Here is a 14,813-nt window from a genome sequence, read left to right as displayed (position 1 = left end):
ATGGCCAAACACGGTTATGAAAGCGGACGGTTGAACCTGCCTTTTGTGGGCATTTGCACCTTCGGAAAATACCCATATGTCGAGGATTGGGATCAGATCGACGCCGATGTGGCCGTCATGGGAGCACCGTTCGACTTTGGCACTCAATGGCGGTCCGGAACCCGCATGGGCCCGCGCGCGATCCGCGAGGCATCAACCCTGTTTTCCTTTGGGCATGCCGGCGCGTACGATTTTGAGGACGACGTGACCTATCTGGACCCGGCCAAAGTCACCATCGTCGACATCGGCGATGCAGATATAATTCACACTGATACGATCCAGAGCCACGCCAACATCGAATACGGTGTGCGCAAGATGCTGCAAGCGGGTGCCCTGCCGGTGGTTTTGGGCGGCGATCATTCGATCAACATCCCCTGTATCAATGCCTTTGATGACCAGGAACCGATCCATGTGGTTCAAATCGATGCTCATCTGGACTTTGTCGATGAACGTCACGGCGTACGATATGGCCACGGCAACCCGATGCGGCGTGCGGCCGAGAAGCCCTTTGTGACCGGGCTCAGCCAAATCGGCATTCGCAACGTCTCGTCCACAGCCAAGGACGGATACGAAGACGCCCGCTCGATGGGATCAGACATCCAATCAGTCCGCCATGTCCGTAAGATGGGCGTCGAGGCGATGCTGCGCCGCATCCCCGAAGGCGCGCGGTACTATCTGACTCTGGACATCGACGCCTTTGACCCGTCAATTGCGCCAGGCACCGGCACACCCAGCCATGGGGGTTTCATGTACTACGAGGTATTGGAACTGATCGACGGGCTGGCGCAACGAGGCGAGATCGTGGGCATGGACCTGGTCGAGGTTGCTCCGGACTATGATCCTACTGGAAGCACGTCGATCCTAGCAGCGCAATTGCTTATGAACTCTATCGGACGCATTCTGCATCATCGGGACTTGTAAGCGCGACGGCATCAAATTTCGCTATTAGGCTGAACCCAAAAATCTCTGGGTGCTTTCCGGGATCTTTGTATCCCAGCAACACCCGCAAAGGCGGTCTCTAGGTCCCTGACGAATTGCGCTGTGTCAAACAGTCGGCACGTGTTTCGCGCAGCAGAAAGCCTGGCTCGAATTTGGGTTAACTGCCGTGGCTGCTCTGCCAGTTGCAGTGCGAGCGTCTCATAACCCTGTTCTGTTTTGGCAATCAGTTCCGGGAAGCCAGCGGCTTGCAACAGGCTTGCCCCCACCCGCGCCGCGAACTGCTGCCCGGGCTTCGTTATCATCGGCACCCCTGCCCAAAGAGCATCGCTGGCCGTCGTATGTGCATTGACCGTGAACGTATCCAGGCAAAGATCAGCCAATCGATGCCGCGCGAGATGATCCGATGCAGGCATCCGATTTGCAAAGACCAATCGCATTGGATCAATACCCCGATTGAACGCTTCGCGCCGCAAGTTCTCTTCGGCCCATTCATTGCCTCTCAGCAACCATAAAACGCTTCCCTCCACTCGGTTCAGCAAGCGCATCCAGATGTCGAATTCGGCGGGGCCGATCTTGTAACTATTGTTGAAGCAGCAAAACACAAAGGCCGCCTCGGGCAGCCGGCACTCAGCGCGGGAAAATTCAACGGCGGCGATGCCGCGTGAATTATCGTTGATCTGATAACTGCCGGGCAAATAGATCACATTCTCGACAAAGCCATCGCGCTGAGAGGGTGGTAGTACAACCTGATCGGCGATGACATAGTCGTATGCCGCAGATCCCATGGTGCTGGGATAGCCAAGCCAAGACATTTGGACCGGCGCAACCCCGTGAGCAAAAACGCCACAGCGGTTGTCGCCCGTATACCCTTTCAGATCGACCCCAATGTCCAAGCCATCCGCCCGCGCGATTTCAGCAATCTGGGCATCCGACAGATGGGAAACCTCATGAACTGCCACAACATAATCGGCAATCCGTTTGCACGTTGCCTCGGGCACTTTTGGCCCAAAGGAATAAATGTAGATCTCGAAATTCGAAAGGTCGTGGTGCTCGAACAGCCCCCCCATCAAATACATCGTGGCGTGGTCATGAAAATCCGCCGAGAAATAGCCGATCCTGAGCTTTTTTGAACAGGTGTTGGCTGTGGAAAATTTAGCACCCTCGATCCCGCGCAAAATTCGGTCGGCATATAGTTCGGACCGGCGACGTTGCCGGATCGGGTTGTCTTCCATCGCGAGGCAGGGAAAGGGGCTTGTCCCCCGGTCTCCAAGCGTGAAATCCGAAGGTGCCTGTCTCAGCTGATCCAGCCACCGCCAATCGCACATTTGCGCCATCTGGTGAATAAGCTCGACCCTGACTGCATCATGGGTAGGCTCCGCCGCCAGGATGGCTTCAAAACTGCGAACAGCCATCTGTAGATTACCCCGCAGTCGCTGCACCAGTCCCAAATTGTACCTCGCTTCGATCAGGTCCGGGCGCAAATCCACCGCCACCTGCAGCTCCTGTTCAGCCAGTTCACGCGCCCCAAGCTTGGAGTAGGCATTGCCCAGATTGAAACGAACCACGGCATTGCCCGCAGCCAATTCCCGCGCCTTTTCGAAAAATCTGACGCTCTCTTTGTCGCGTCCCGTGGAACACAAAAGGTTGCCACAATTGTTGAGCGCGGTCAGGTCTTTTGGGTTCAGCGTCAAAGCATTGGAATACAATTGAAGCGCTTTGTCCGCTCGTCCGGCTGCACGGTGTATATCCCCTAACCCTGTCACCGGAGCGCTGGCCGTAGGGTCAAGCATGCGAGCCTGTTCGAATGCCAGTTCCGCTTTTGAAAGTTCCGCCTGTTTCAAAAGCGTATTCCCCAAAAGCAGCCACAATGAATAAGACTGCGGAAAGCTCTCGATCAATTGGAACAGTTGCGGCTGAAGCGTGGAATATCTGCCTTCTGCAAATGCTTGAGCAAACTTGGAGGACAGCTGGTTTGGCACATCATTTGTGCGTTTGAACTCTTGGACAATCGCCGTGAGCTGTTGTCGTACCAACTTGTTCTTGGGGTATCTCTTCAAGAAGTCATCGCAAAGCGCAATAGCCTGTTCCCCGGCGCCCTGTTTGGCAAGCTTGCGCGCCTTTTGCAAAACTTGGTTTGCTGACATTTGATCCCCATGCGTACTACTCAACAAATCTTGCGTAGCCGAGGATTGCTAACACCTGATTAAGTCTCGTCTTGACGGCACCCCTTACTGACGTGTCACATCAGACAAATAACTACGGCCCAAGGCAGAGACTAAAGGAGCCAACATGCCTCAGATCAAAGGCTACCATGCACATGTCTATTTCGACGCCGGTACCGTCGACGCGGCCCGTTCAGTATGCGAACAAGCAACAAGGCTTTTCGACGTCCAGATGGGGCGGATGCATGAACGAAACGTGGGACCGCACCCCCGATGGAGTTGTCAGTTGGGGTTTGGTCCCGAAGTTCTGGATCAGGTGCTGCCTTGGCTGATGTTGAACCGCCAAGGGTTGACCATCTTCACCCATCCCGACACCGGCGAGCACCTTGAGGACCACCGAGATCGGGCCGTATGGATGGGAGAGCTGCTGGAACTCGACTTGTCGATTTTTGACGGGGCTTGAAAATGATCAGAGCGCCCGCGCCTGATCACGTAAAACGAACTTCTGGATCTTGCCTGTGGACGTTTTGGGCAAACCGCCGAACACCACCGTCTTGGGCGCCTTGAAATGTGCCATGTGATCGCGGCAAAAAGCGATGATCTCGGCCTCGGTTGCCTCTTGTCCCGGTTTCAGTTCGACAAAGGCGCAAGGTGTCTCACCCCATTTGTCATCCGGGCGGGCGACCACTGCGGCGTCCATCACAGCGGGGTGTTTGTACAGGATGTCCTCGATCTCGACCGACGAGATGTTTTCGCCGCCCGAGATGATGATGTCCTTGGACCGGTCCTTTAGCGCGACATAGCCATCGGGGTGCATGACCCCCAGATCACCGCTGGCAAACCACCCCCCGTTAAACGCTTTGTCGGTGGCATCAGGGTTCTTGAGGTACCCCTTCATCACGATATTGCCCTGCATGAAAATCTCGCCCATCGTTTCCCCATCCGCTGGAACAGGCTGCAACGTTTCAGGATCGGCCACCATCAGGCCGGAGAGCGCCAGATATTTCACCCCCTGACGCACTTTGAGGGCGGCTTTTTCTTCGGCAGGGCGGTCGTTCCATTCGTTTTTCCAGGCACAGACAACCGAAGGGCCATAGGTTTCGGTCAGGCCATAGACATGAGTGACCTCGACGCCCATGCCTTCCATCTTTTCGATCACAGCAGCAGGGGGCGGGGCGCCTGCGGTCATGGCATTGATCTTGTGATCAAAATCTTTCATCTCCTCTGGCGCGTTGGCCAGCATGTTCAGCACGATCGGCGCGCCGCAGAAGTGCGTGACCTTTTCCTCGCGGAACGCGCGATAGATCGGTTCGTCCCGCACGGCGCGTAGGCACACAGACACGCCTGCATTGGCGGCCATGGTCCAAGGAAAACACCAGCCATTGCAGTGAAACATCGGCAGCGTCCACAAATACACCGAATGCTGCGGCATGCCCCACGTCAGGATGTTCGAGGTCGCGTTCAACGCCGCCCCTCGGTGGTGATAGACGACGCCCTTGGGGTTACCCGTGGTGCCAGAGGTATAGTTCAGGGTGATCGCGTCCCATTCGTCGTTTGGCAAGGACCAGTCAAAAGTCGGCTCACCTTCTGCCAGCAGTGCATCATAGGTCAGCGACCCCAGCTTCTCGCCCCCATCAAAACTGTCGTCTTCGATGTCAATCACCAGCAGGTTCGAACTGTCGAACTGGGACAGCGCCTCTTTCACAACGTTCGAGAATTCAGGATCAACCAGCAGCACCTTTGCTTCTGCGTGTTCCAGAATATAGGCGACGACGGGTGCATCAAGTCGTGTGTTGATGGCATTAAGAACAGCACCGGACATAGGAACACCAAAATGCGCCTCAAATAGCTCGGGGATGTTGGCGGCGATGATCGACACAGTGTCACCTTTGCCGATCCCGCGCTGATCCAAAGCACTGGCCAGCTTGCGGCAACGGTCATAGGTTGCCAGCCAGTTCTGGCGGCGCGTACCGTAAACGAGGGCAGGATAATCGGGATAGATCAGCGCCGTACGCTCAAGATAGCTGAGCGGCGACAGCGCGGTGTGATTGGCCCGGTTTTGATCCAGATGTTGTTCGTAGATGTTTGGTGGTGCCATGATCTGTCCCCCTTGGTGCCGCGCATAGTGCAGGTGCCTGAATAATGATCACAGGAAACGCCTGACGCCAACATCAAGTTGGCGTCAGACCGCAGGCCGTTTGCGACCCGACATCACAAGGCGCTTAGCCGCGCGACAGGGTCAATGACCGCCCCGCCGGTGTCAGATTGCCCAACCGGTCAATCAACCCATGACGCGGATTGTAACCGCGATCGATGGTTTCAAATGTATCCAGCATCACCGTAACGCGAGGATGCCCTGCACGACCGCGCACCAGTTCAGCCACGCTTTCCACAATATAGTCATCGTCAAAATTCGCGGTGGCCGGGCTGCCGGTCATCAATTGCACCGCCACTGCACCTTCGATCCCGCGATGTTCGAATGCGTCTTGCAAGCCGCCGATCTTGCCCAGCCAGTCCGCGCGCCAACCTACCGCAAAGATCGGTCGCAGCGGTAGACCTGTGTCAGCCAACGCATCCAGGATCTCGGCTCTGCGGGCATAACGATAGCCGGTCCAGACGTTATGTGCATAAATCTGTCCCTCGACCGCGTTATCGGCTGAGGTTGCAGCGCGGCTGACGTATAGAGGCACGTCCGCCACTTTGATGAACGCTTTGGCGATCTCTTTGACCCGAACCAGATCCGGCTCCACCTGTACGATCTCAAGCCCCGCCAGAGCATCGCAATTGTCAGCAATCAACGCCAGCACATCGTCACTAGGCATCGACGTTGTGAACATGTGGAAGCGAATGCCGGTGGCGGCAAAATCTTGTACCCGGCGCAGGCTTTCGGGGCGGGCCAGATCGGCCAGAGGGGTGCGCACTGTCTCGATCCCCATCTGCCACAGACGCAGCAACGGATAATCATTGCGCGCCCGCTTGCGCGAAAACTCTTCCATTGCACCGGTGTAGGGCAGATCGCGGCTCTGATACCAAGCGTGGCGCATGAATGGCACTAGGCCCGATTTCGCAGGCGGCTTGCGTTGGCTCATATCGACCACAGCATCGGATTCCGCGCCGCCCGTGGGCACGAACCGCAACCGATGCCCATCCGCATAGACGTCGACCAACATGATCCCGAACTTACCACGGTCGTTGCGACCAAACTCGGCCTCGGGGCCTGCGTTGTACAACTCGGCAAAGTCCTGACGGGTAAAGCTGGTGGCGGGAAGACAATAGAACTTGGTCTCGCCCGCTCGGTTGAAAAAGAACTGATGCACATGGCCGGACAGCACCGCCTCGACCTCATGCCGTTCAATCATTTCAAGCAGTTGCGCACGCTCCTCCGGCCCGTAATTGTCATAGTGTTCGTCCTCGTCTACCGCATCGATGAACAGCGGATAATGCGAGAACAAAAACGTTCGCTTGTCGGTGCCCAGCACCTCTTCGAGCCAGTCGAATTGTTCCTGCTCGGCGTCCAAACCGCTTCCAATGATAGACGAGTTGATCAGAACGAACCGGCAATCCTCATGATCTACGTGGGACCACTGATCGCCGAACTGGCCTGAATAAGCCGCAACCGCATCAGGCGTCACCGCGTCGGCGGGCGAGGCATCATGCGGTTTGTCGCCAATATCGTGGTTGCCCGGCACGAAATGCAAGTTGGGTTCAAGACAAGCAAAGACCCGGCGCGCCTCCTGGCACGCCGAACCATAAGCCGCCATATGCGGCAAGGGATGGACCATATCTCCGAGGTGGATGGTCAAGGTTGGATCTTGCGCTGCCGCCAACGCTGCCGCCACCTCGGCCCGCGCGTTGGCCTTGGTGTTCACCGCATAGGGCGATGACAGATCCCCTTCGGGCGCACGGATGTGTGTGTCGGTGAAGACGGCGAATGTGAACATCGGGTCGGTCAAGATTACGGCACCTCGATTTTGACGCCACCCAGCCGCTGCCAGATCAGCAGCCTACGGTCAGCGCGGTCAGCCCCCAGAATACCCAACAGATCGTCGAACTGAAGAAAATGCTGTAATCCCCGCTCGAGATCGTCAGCGACTGGCGGAGGTTATCCTCTAGCAGCGGTTCCAGGATAAAGGCAATTAGGAACGGTGCCGCAGGGATCGATGTCTTGAGCATGGCGTACCCCACCAGACCCATCATCAGCATGGCGCCGACATCATAGGTCGAATTGTTGGCCGCATACGCGCCATTAGATAACCATCGAACACTGTGCAGGACGCTGCGGGCGAGCCCGGCGCGTTGATCAGAATAGCTGTGATCGAACCACCCTAAATCCCGCCTTGTAACGCCAACATCCCCGCCATCATGATTGGTAAAAAGGCTAGCGACATGATGTTGCAGGACCGGCGATCAGGAGCGCAAAAAGCGGCCTGGCCGATCTCCGAGCAGGTGTCTTGAGGCGCTGGAACGGCATCACGGTTTCGAACAACAGGACGAGCACTGCACACCACATGCTGTACTCGTACTGCAAACGTCACCAGCCTCGACAAGAGACCCACCCGATACAACCTTTCCCCTCCGCTCAAGCTTGCATCAAACCTCCGCCAAGGGGGTATTGGCGGAAAGACCGGATTCGGCGCTTACCGAGTCCGGTTTTCAAATGGTCCGCCGGGGCCCCGCCCTCTGGCAACAACCAACCGCGATAGGCAGCGATCCGGCCGATCCATGGCATCGTGATTTCAACGTCGAACACAAAGCGGTCGTCGACCTGCGTCTCAAAGCTCTCTCCAGTGGGCAAAAGGGCTTTGGGCAAAGGCACGCCGATCATGGACCAACTGACGGGTACCAGAGCCCGCCGATCACCGTTAGAATGGAACGCCACTGTCACATTGATCATTCCAAAGCGTTCTTGCGCCACGCCTAGCGGCGAATTTGATCTCATAAACTGGTAAGACTTGAACTGCTTTCCACCAAAATCCCGCATCCAAACCTCGCCAACATTGTCTGGAATGAAATCGACTGACACCGGGACCGCGTCTCCTGGCGGCGGCAGACGCATTATCCACCCTAACACGCTGGCCACTCGGCCTGTACCTCGGCGCACTTCGGCTTGGCCCGACCATCGGCGGGGCTTGGCGCTGCCGTGCAGAGCACGGAGTTTCGGCGGGAGGTCATCAAAAACATCACCAAGAATGCGGCGGTACAGGACAGTCATCTGAACAACCTACGCTGCACCTCGGGATCTGGCATATTGCACATGTCGCCCTGTCCGAACCAACGGTAACGGTTCCGCGCAACAACCCGATAACATGCGTCGCGCACAGGTCTCGGGATGATCCGCAGCACAGTCAAGAGACGCCACTTTCTGCCCAGCTTCTGGCCACTACGAATGATCGCATCCGTGGACGTGCGGCCTTGCCCCCGCTCAAGTAATAGCCACGAGGTCGGATCATTTGGATCAAGTCCGTTTTGCTCCAGCAACACCTGACCAAGTTCACTTTGCATCGGCACAATCAGGAACTCTTGATCCTGATCATTATGGGCGATCCAGGCGGCACCCCGAGCGCAAAGTGCACAATGAGCATCCATGACCGTCACGGCGCTCCGCGTCATGACATCCGCCACCTGCGCGGTCAGGGATATAGGCTGATCCGCTTTCACCATGACATTAAGCTGGTTCAAATTCTGACCGTCCACAATTGACAAAACGTCTCAGGGTTGTCCCCAAAAGAAACCGGGGCCCGCTATCTAGCGCGCCCCGGTTCATGTCTAACTCACACGTGTATCAGACTTTGCCTTTCCACGGGATCAGCCAGGTTTCCAGCTTGCGCATGCCAACTTCGATGGCAAAGCCAATGACGCCGATCACGATGATACCGACGATAATGATGTCGGTCAGCTGGAACTTGGACGCGGTCACGATCATCTTGCCGAGCCCCACGTTCGCCGCAACCAGTTCGGCGGCGACAACCGTCCCCCAACAGACACCCATCGCAACGCGCGCACCGGTGAAGATGTCAGGCAACGAGTTCGGGACAATGACCTTGCTCAGGATCTGCCATTTGGACGCCCCCAGCGAATAGGCCGCATGCACCTTGGAAATCGCGACACCCGATACCCCTGATCGGGCGGCAATGATCATGATCCACAGAGCAGCCAGGAACAGCAGGACGACCTTACCGATCTCGCCGATACCAAACCAGATGATGATCAGCGGGATCAAAGCCAAGGGCGGGATCGGACGCATGAATTCGACGATTGGGTCGAACCAACCGCGTGCCCAGCCTGTCAGGCCCATGGCATATCCAATCGGGATGCCGATCAAAGCACCAAAGAAAAAGCCCAGCAAAACACGCTGCAACGAGTAGCGCGTGTGCTCAAACAGGGTGTAGCCCTGATAGCCTTCCTTGTTCAGCCAGATGAACCGCTGGAGCACAACCTCGGGCGCTGGCAGGTACAGACGCGCCATGCGCAGACCTTTGGCCGGCTCAAACGTCGGGGTCCCCTTTTCGGTCAGGCGGATCGTACCATCATCAGTTTTGATCTCGCCACCAGGCTCGATTGGCTGACCATTGATCGTGATGATCTTTGAGCCTTCTTTCTTGCTGACTTCATCGTTTTTCCAGACGTTCACCACCTTGAACGCGTAGCGGGCAATCGTCAGTGTGTCGTTCTTGGCAAAACCCTCACCCGGCTCGATCTCGATTGCCGCAGGCTCACGACCCGGCTCGCCGTTTTCATCCACTGTCTGCTGGATGTCTTCACGGTAAACCCGGACCGAGACTTTGGCTTCGTCGGTCGTGCCATCCTCAAGCTGCACCGTATAGGTAAAACTTGTGTCTCCTGAGAAGGGGCCAGGCATCTTGGGCAGAGGAATGACAGAGTTTGTAAACGCAACCCACAGCCAGAACACCGTGATGATTGAGACGATCGAGGCAACTCGGTTCGCTGTAACCGCGCTTTCGTCGCCAAATGTCACCGTTTTTAGTCTGTTGAAGCCCTTTTTCTCAAACGCGCTTTTGAACACGCGCTTTGCGATGAAAAACGACCCAAAGAACGCACCTACATAGAGGGCAAGGACGAGCAAACCAGTCATGCGCTTTCCTCCGTCCGGCCCATGATTTCTTCTTCCATGCTCCAGATCATTTCCAGGATTTCTTCACGCGTTCCCGCGTAATCCTTGTGTTTTTTGACTTCGCGCAGGTCGTTGCCGACGCCAAGGCCAGCAAATGGCAGGCGGTATTCTTTGTGCACACGACCGGGGCGCGGCGCCATCACCAGCAGTCGTTCGCCCAAGAGCAACGCCTCTTCGACCGAGTGGGTGATCAGGATGATGGTTTTGCCGGTGTCCTTCCACAGGTCCAGAACCAGCGATTGCATCTTTTCACGCGTCAGTGCATCCAAGGCCCCCAGCGGCTCGTCCATCAATATGACGTCAGGGTCATTGGCCAGACAACGGGCCAACGCAACACGCTGCTGCATGCCGCCCGAAAGCTCGTAGATCGCCTTTTCCTTAAAATCCTGCAGGCCAACAACCTCAAGAAGATGCTCGACCTTCTCTTTGCTTTCCGACCGGCTGACGCCTTTCATATCGGGGCCGAAGCTGACGTTGTCACGCACATTCATCCATTCGAACAGCGCGCCTTGTTGGAATACCATGCCACGTTCCGAACTGGGCCCGGTTTCGACGTGCCCATTCAGTTCTATCGTGCCTTCGGTCGGGGCTAGAAAGCCCGCAACGATGTTCAGAAGCGTTGTCTTGCCACAGCCCGATGGGCCCAAAACGCTCATCAGCTCGCCGGATTTGATGTCCAGCGTCACGTTTTTCAGCGCTTGGACATGACCACCATTGGGCAGGTCAAAGCGCATCGAGATATCATTTATGAGAAGTCCAGACACCTGGATCCCCTTCTTTCCAAGATTGGTTCGCCTTACACGTAAAGCGAAAAAGGGGTGGGTGTTTTGCCAAACACCCACCCCGCATCACAATAACGCTTAGTTACCGCCCAGAGGACCCGCGTTCACGTTGTCTTCGTAGGACGCTTTAGCCGCGTCGATAGAACCCGATGCAACAAAGACGTCGGCAACACCCTTCATGAAGTTTGCCGCGTTACCGCCCAGCCAGGCTTCGCTTAGCTGCTCGTCAACGGTCGGGAAAACAAACGTAGACAATGTTGCGGCCGCGTCATCTTCGGACATACCCGCATCTTTCGCGATAACCGGCAGCATCTTGGCACGGTTGGCCTCGTCCGCCCACATCGCGTTGGCTTCAGCGGTTACAGCCAGGAATTTGGAAACCATGTCGCCTTCTTGCGCCACATAGGACGTGGGTGCAGTTGTTGCATCGAACACAAGGATGCCCAACTCGGTTTTTTCAGCACCAGTCAGCAGCACATTGCCGGATTCCAACATGCGGCGCAGAGCACCACCCCAACCACAGGCCATGTCGATGGCGCCCTGGCTCAGCGCGGCTTCGCCTTCGGCCGGAGCCATGTCGACAATTTCCAGGCTATCGAGCGAAACACCAAAGTGCTCCATCTGCTTCAAGAAGCCATAGTGCGCGGCGGTCCCCAGTGGAACGGCGACTTTCTTACCGGCCAATTCGCTTGCACTGTCTTTGTCGATTTCGTGATCGGCACGCACCACGCAGTTGTCGTTGTCCGCATAGGATACAGCAACATCAACAACCTGAAGGTCCTGACCCGCCGAAGCCGCAACCACGAACGGTGGGATGCCCTGGCTGACCGACAACTGAACGTCGCCCGACGCCATCGCCGCGGACATTGCCGTGCCTGTGTCAAAGCTGACCCAGTTGATCTTGGTGCCAAGAGCCTCGTCATACATGCCGGTTTCTTTGGCAAACTGGAACGGCATCGGCCACTCTAGGAAATATGCCACAGTCAGGTCTTCGGCCATCGCAGGTGCAGCACCTGCCAGCATAGCCGCACCAGCTACCGCGCCCATCAGCTTGGATTTGAAAGTCATACGTCGTCTCCCTGTTGCCCGCCGAAATGGCAGGTCGAATATAACGGGCGGTATTCCGCCTCTATGAGTGTTCATGGCGGTACCCCAAGACGTTTTTGGGACCCGCTCGTTGATCCGAGCCGATAATCCTCGAGCAATCAATGCCTTTTCTGAGGCTTCCCCAAAATGAAAGAAGATGAAGTCGGAGCTTTCAAAAAGCAAAAACCGCAAAATTCCGTGATTTTTCAGACAAATATTGATGTTACTGGCAAGCGAAATTTTGATGTGGATTCAACTCTGGACTTACCGCAGCGAAGCTTCTGGCCCTATCCGCGTACCTATTTAATAAAGTCTCTGGAGTCTTGAAGACGGCTCTGATTTCCTCATGAAAGATAGAGTCGATATCTGGCAGAATTTTGAAAGGACATGTCATGGACGGCACGTTCAACGAGAACGATCTTTCGCGCGTGGTCGAAGCGGACCGCGCCCACATCTGGCATCATCTGATCCAGCATAAATCCTTTGAAACCAATGATCCCCGTATCATTGTCGAAGGCAAAGGCATGCGTGTCTGGGACCAAAAAGGCAAAGAACACCTGGATGCTGTTTCGGGCGGTGTCTGGACCGTCAACGTCGGCTACGGCCGCGAATCCATCTGCAAGGCGGTCTACGACCAGTTGATGAAACTGTGCTACTTCGCGAACACCGCTGGTTCGATTCCCGGTGCTATCTTTGCCGAACAGCTGATCGACAAAATGCCTGGCATGAGCCGCGTCTACTACACCAACTCTGGGTCCGAGGCGAACGAGAAGGCCTTTAAGATGGTCCGTCAGATCGCGCACAAGCGCTATGGCGGCAAGAAAACTAAGATCCTGTATCGCGACCGCGACTATCACGGATCGACCCTTGCGACGATGTCGGCAGGTGGTCAGGACGAGCGCAACGCGCAGTATGGCCCGTTTGCACCTGATTTTGTCCGCGTTCCCCACTGCATGGAATACCGCAAGCACGAGCTGGGTCACGAGGACCTGTCGGGCGAGGCATTCGGCAAGGCAGCAGCAGACGCTATCGAAGAAGTGATCCTGCGCGAAGGCCCCGAAACCGTTGGTGCGCTGTGCCTAGAGCCGGTGACTGCAGGCGGCGGCGTTATCGAAGCGCCCGAAGGGTACTGGGAGCGCGTGCAAGAGATCTGCAAAAAGTACGACGTGCTGCTGCACATCGACGAAGTGGTCTGTGGAGTTGGCCGTACCGGCACCTGGTTTGGCTATCAGCAGTATGGGGTCAAGCCTGACTTTGTGACCATGGCAAAAGGTGTCGCCTCGGGCTACGCCGCGATTGCCTGCATGGTCACCACCGAAGAAGTCTTTGACATGTTCAAGGACGACGCAGCTGATCCGATGGGCTACTTCCGCGACATCTCGACCTTTGGTGGTTGCACCGCCGGTCCGGCGGCGGCGATCGAAAACATGCGCATCATCCAGGACGAGAACCTGCTGGGCAACTGTGTCAACATGGGTGACCGCATGCTAGGCAACCTCCAAGAGCTGATGGACAAGCACAAGATCATCGGGGACGTGCGCGGCAAGGGTCTGTTCCTAGGCGCCGAGCTGGTCACTGACCGTGCAAGTAAAGAGCCCGTCGAAGAGAAGCTGGTTCAAGCCGTTGTGGCCGACTGTATGAACCAGGGCGTGATCATCGGTGCGACCAACCGGTCGCTGCCGGGTCGCAACAACACCCTGTGCTTCTCGCCTGCGCTGATTGCAACGGCGAACGACATCGACCAGATCACCGACGCCGTTGACGGCGCCCTGGGTCGGGTTTTTGGCTAACTGACATTTGCACGCCCCTCTCTCCCCGCTTGGGGGTGCAAACTTAAAACCGGCGCGCCCTCCGCGTCGGTTTTTTTGTCTCTCACAAATTGGACTGCCTATCTTTTCAAACTTTGGAACTTCTTCACCCTCCGGTTTTGCGGCACATCGCCTGAAACCCGATTGATTTTTAGGAGCTTCATGATGTGGGCCACCCCTGTCACATTGCACGGCCAACACGCCAACCTTGTCCCATTGGACCCCGTACATGCCGACGACCTGGCTGCGGCGAGCGCTGACGGCGAACTACACCGCCTGTGGTACACTTGGATTCCGGCCCCCGATCAGGTCGGCGAAGAAATCATCCGCCGCCTGTCGCTGCAAGAAGACGGCAGCATGGTGCCTTTTGCGGTTCTCAATGCGTCCGGCCGTGCGGTTGGGATGACCACATACATGAACATTGACCATACCGCGAAACGGTTGGAGATCGGTTCGACCTGGTATGCCCGTTCGGCGCAACGGGGACCGCTCAACACCGAATGCAAGCTGATGCTCTTGCGGCACGCATTTGAATCGCTGGATGCCATCGCGGTTGAGTTCCGCACCCATGCGCTCAATCACCAAAGCCGCCGTGCGATCGAGCGTTTGGGGGCCAAACTGGACGGTGTACTGCGGTCGCATATGGTGATGGCCAACGGGACATTGCGCGATACGGCCGTCTATTCCATCATCGCCGGGGAATGGCCTGCGGTTCAGGTCAATCTGACGTGGCAGCTGGAGAAACCGCGCGAATGAGAGGTGGTCTCGCAGCTGTGACAGCGCGCGGCAGCAGTTTGTGCTATACTGTTCCCATGCGTTGCAGATCGGCCGGGCCGGGCGCAACCATATGTCAGGCCCCTTTTAT

15 protein-coding genes are annotated in these 14,813 nt (G+C 56.6%); 5 read left to right on the top strand and 10 right to left on the bottom strand.

Features of this window, described 5'->3' with window-relative positions:
• Nucleotides 1–960: an agmatinase gene (speB, locus tag G6R15_RS19820; RefSeq protein WP_164661713.1), complete on the top strand. Its 960-nt coding sequence runs from the start codon at nt 1–3 to the stop codon at nt 958–960.
• 11 nt (nt 961–971) lie between these two features.
• On the opposite strand, the gene G6R15_RS19815 is transcribed toward speB, so the two are convergent.
• Complete coding sequence (locus tag G6R15_RS19815; RefSeq protein WP_164661712.1) at nt 972–3,122, bottom strand: glycosyltransferase family 41 protein; 2,151 nt, start codon at nt 3,120–3,122, stop codon at nt 972–974.
• 145 nt (nt 3,123–3,267) lie between these two features.
• Here G6R15_RS19815 and G6R15_RS19810 point away from each other — a divergent pair, with 145 nt between their 5' ends.
• On the top strand, nt 3,268–3,603 hold the full coding sequence (locus tag G6R15_RS19810) for a DOPA 4,5-dioxygenase family protein (protein ID WP_164661711.1): 336 nt from the start codon (nt 3,268–3,270) through the stop codon (nt 3,601–3,603).
• A gap of 6 nt (nt 3,604–3,609) precedes the next feature.
• Here the strand turns inward: G6R15_RS19810 and G6R15_RS19805 are convergent, their stop codons facing one another.
• The 9 genes from G6R15_RS19805 to G6R15_RS19770 form a co-directional block, all read right to left on the bottom strand.
• On the bottom strand, nt 3,610–5,238 hold the full coding sequence (locus G6R15_RS19805) for an acyl-CoA synthetase (protein ID WP_164661710.1): 1,629 nt from the start codon (nt 5,236–5,238) through the stop codon (nt 3,610–3,612).
• Between the two features lie 124 nt (nt 5,239–5,362).
• Nucleotides 5,363–7,081 (bottom strand): metallophosphoesterase, encoded by a 1,719-nt coding sequence (locus G6R15_RS19800; RefSeq protein ID WP_164661709.1) that lies wholly within the window; start codon nt 7,079–7,081, stop codon nt 5,363–5,365.
• A 55-nt stretch (nt 7,082–7,136) separates the two neighbouring features.
• Nucleotides 7,137–7,343, bottom strand: coding sequence for a hypothetical protein (locus G6R15_RS19795; protein ID WP_205520589.1), 207 nt, complete (start codon nt 7,341–7,343; stop codon nt 7,137–7,139).
• On the bottom strand, nt 7,337–7,456 hold the full coding sequence (locus G6R15_RS23145) for a hypothetical protein (RefSeq protein ID WP_373456022.1): 120 nt from the start codon (nt 7,454–7,456) through the stop codon (nt 7,337–7,339). The genes G6R15_RS19795 and G6R15_RS23145 overlap by 7 nt, the downstream gene beginning before the upstream one ends.
• 263 nt (nt 7,457–7,719) lie before the next feature.
• Nucleotides 7,720–8,352: a DUF4166 domain-containing protein gene (locus G6R15_RS19790; RefSeq protein ID WP_164661708.1), complete on the bottom strand. Its 633-nt coding sequence runs from the start codon at nt 8,350–8,352 to the stop codon at nt 7,720–7,722.
• Entirely contained in the window at nt 8,349–8,819 is a 471-nt protein-coding gene (locus G6R15_RS19785) for a thiol-disulfide oxidoreductase DCC family protein (protein ID WP_205520588.1), read from the bottom strand. The genes G6R15_RS19790 and G6R15_RS19785 overlap by 4 nt, the downstream gene beginning before the upstream one ends.
• 103 nt (nt 8,820–8,922) lie before the next feature.
• On the bottom strand, nt 8,923–10,224 hold the full coding sequence (locus tag G6R15_RS19780; protein WP_164661814.1) for an ABC transporter permease: 1,302 nt from the start codon (nt 10,222–10,224) through the stop codon (nt 8,923–8,925).
• 5 nt (nt 10,225–10,229) lie between these two features.
• The gene (locus G6R15_RS19775; RefSeq protein WP_164661707.1) at nt 10,230–11,036 is read right to left on the bottom strand and encodes a taurine ABC transporter ATP-binding protein; all 807 of its coding nucleotides are present in this window, start codon (nt 11,034–11,036) and stop codon (nt 10,230–10,232) included.
• A gap of 96 nt (nt 11,037–11,132) precedes the next feature.
• The gene (locus G6R15_RS19770) at nt 11,133–12,122 is read right to left on the bottom strand and encodes an ABC transporter substrate-binding protein (protein ID WP_164661706.1); all 990 of its coding nucleotides are present in this window, start codon (nt 12,120–12,122) and stop codon (nt 11,133–11,135) included.
• Between the two features lie 165 nt (nt 12,123–12,287).
• Here G6R15_RS19770 and G6R15_RS19765 point away from each other — a divergent pair, with 165 nt between their 5' ends.
• From G6R15_RS19765 to G6R15_RS19755, 3 genes are all read left to right on the top strand, one after another.
• Nucleotides 12,288–12,467, top strand: coding sequence for a hypothetical protein (locus tag G6R15_RS19765; RefSeq protein ID WP_164661705.1), 180 nt, complete (start codon nt 12,288–12,290; stop codon nt 12,465–12,467).
• Nucleotides 12,468–12,532: 65 nt separating this feature from the next.
• The gene (locus tag G6R15_RS19760) at nt 12,533–13,930 is read left to right on the top strand and encodes an aspartate aminotransferase family protein (protein ID WP_164661704.1); all 1,398 of its coding nucleotides are present in this window, start codon (nt 12,533–12,535) and stop codon (nt 13,928–13,930) included.
• A 183-nt stretch (nt 13,931–14,113) separates the two neighbouring features.
• Entirely contained in the window at nt 14,114–14,704 is a 591-nt protein-coding gene (locus G6R15_RS19755) for a GNAT family N-acetyltransferase (RefSeq protein ID WP_205520586.1), read from the top strand.
• Nucleotides 14,705–14,813 lie beyond the last annotated feature (109 nt).

The organism is Tropicibacter sp. Alg240-R139, from assembly GCF_900537075.1.
Lineage (GTDB): Bacteria > Pseudomonadota > Alphaproteobacteria > Rhodobacterales > Rhodobacteraceae > Falsiruegeria.
The sequence above is the reverse complement of the archived record's forward strand: the minus strand, read 5'-3'. Positions and strand labels throughout refer to the sequence as shown.

Bases quoted from the DNA above. Each gene is read 5' to 3' on its own strand.
- G6R15_RS19755 (WP_205520586.1), top strand. From the start codon at position 14,114: ATGTGGGCCACCCCTGTCACATTGCACGGCCAACACGCCAACCTTGTC.
- G6R15_RS19770 (WP_164661706.1), bottom strand. From the start codon at position 12,122: ATGACTTTCAAATCCAAGCTGATGGGCGCGGTAGCTGGTGCGGCTATG.
- G6R15_RS19760 (WP_164661704.1), top strand. From the start codon at position 12,533: ATGGACGGCACGTTCAACGAGAACGATCTTTCGCGCGTGGTCGAAGCG.
- G6R15_RS19765 (WP_164661705.1), top strand. From the start codon at position 12,288: ATGAAAGAAGATGAAGTCGGAGCTTTCAAAAAGCAAAAACCGCAAAAT.
- speB (WP_164661713.1), top strand. From the start codon at position 1: ATGGCCAAACACGGTTATGAAAGCGGACGGTTGAACCTGCCTTTTGTG.
- G6R15_RS19805 (WP_164661710.1), bottom strand. From the start codon at position 5,238: ATGGCACCACCAAACATCTACGAACAACATCTGGATCAAAACCGGGCC.
- G6R15_RS19810 (WP_164661711.1), top strand. From the start codon at position 3,268: ATGCCTCAGATCAAAGGCTACCATGCACATGTCTATTTCGACGCCGGT.
- G6R15_RS19795 (WP_205520589.1), bottom strand. From the start codon at position 7,343: ATGCTGATGATGGGTCTGGTGGGGTACGCCATGCTCAAGACATCGATC.
- G6R15_RS19800 (WP_164661709.1), bottom strand. From the start codon at position 7,081: ATGTTCACATTCGCCGTCTTCACCGACACACACATCCGTGCGCCCGAA.
- G6R15_RS19790 (WP_164661708.1), bottom strand. From the start codon at position 8,352: ATGACTGTCCTGTACCGCCGCATTCTTGGTGATGTTTTTGATGACCTC.
- G6R15_RS19815 (WP_164661712.1), bottom strand. From the start codon at position 3,122: ATGTCAGCAAACCAAGTTTTGCAAAAGGCGCGCAAGCTTGCCAAACAG.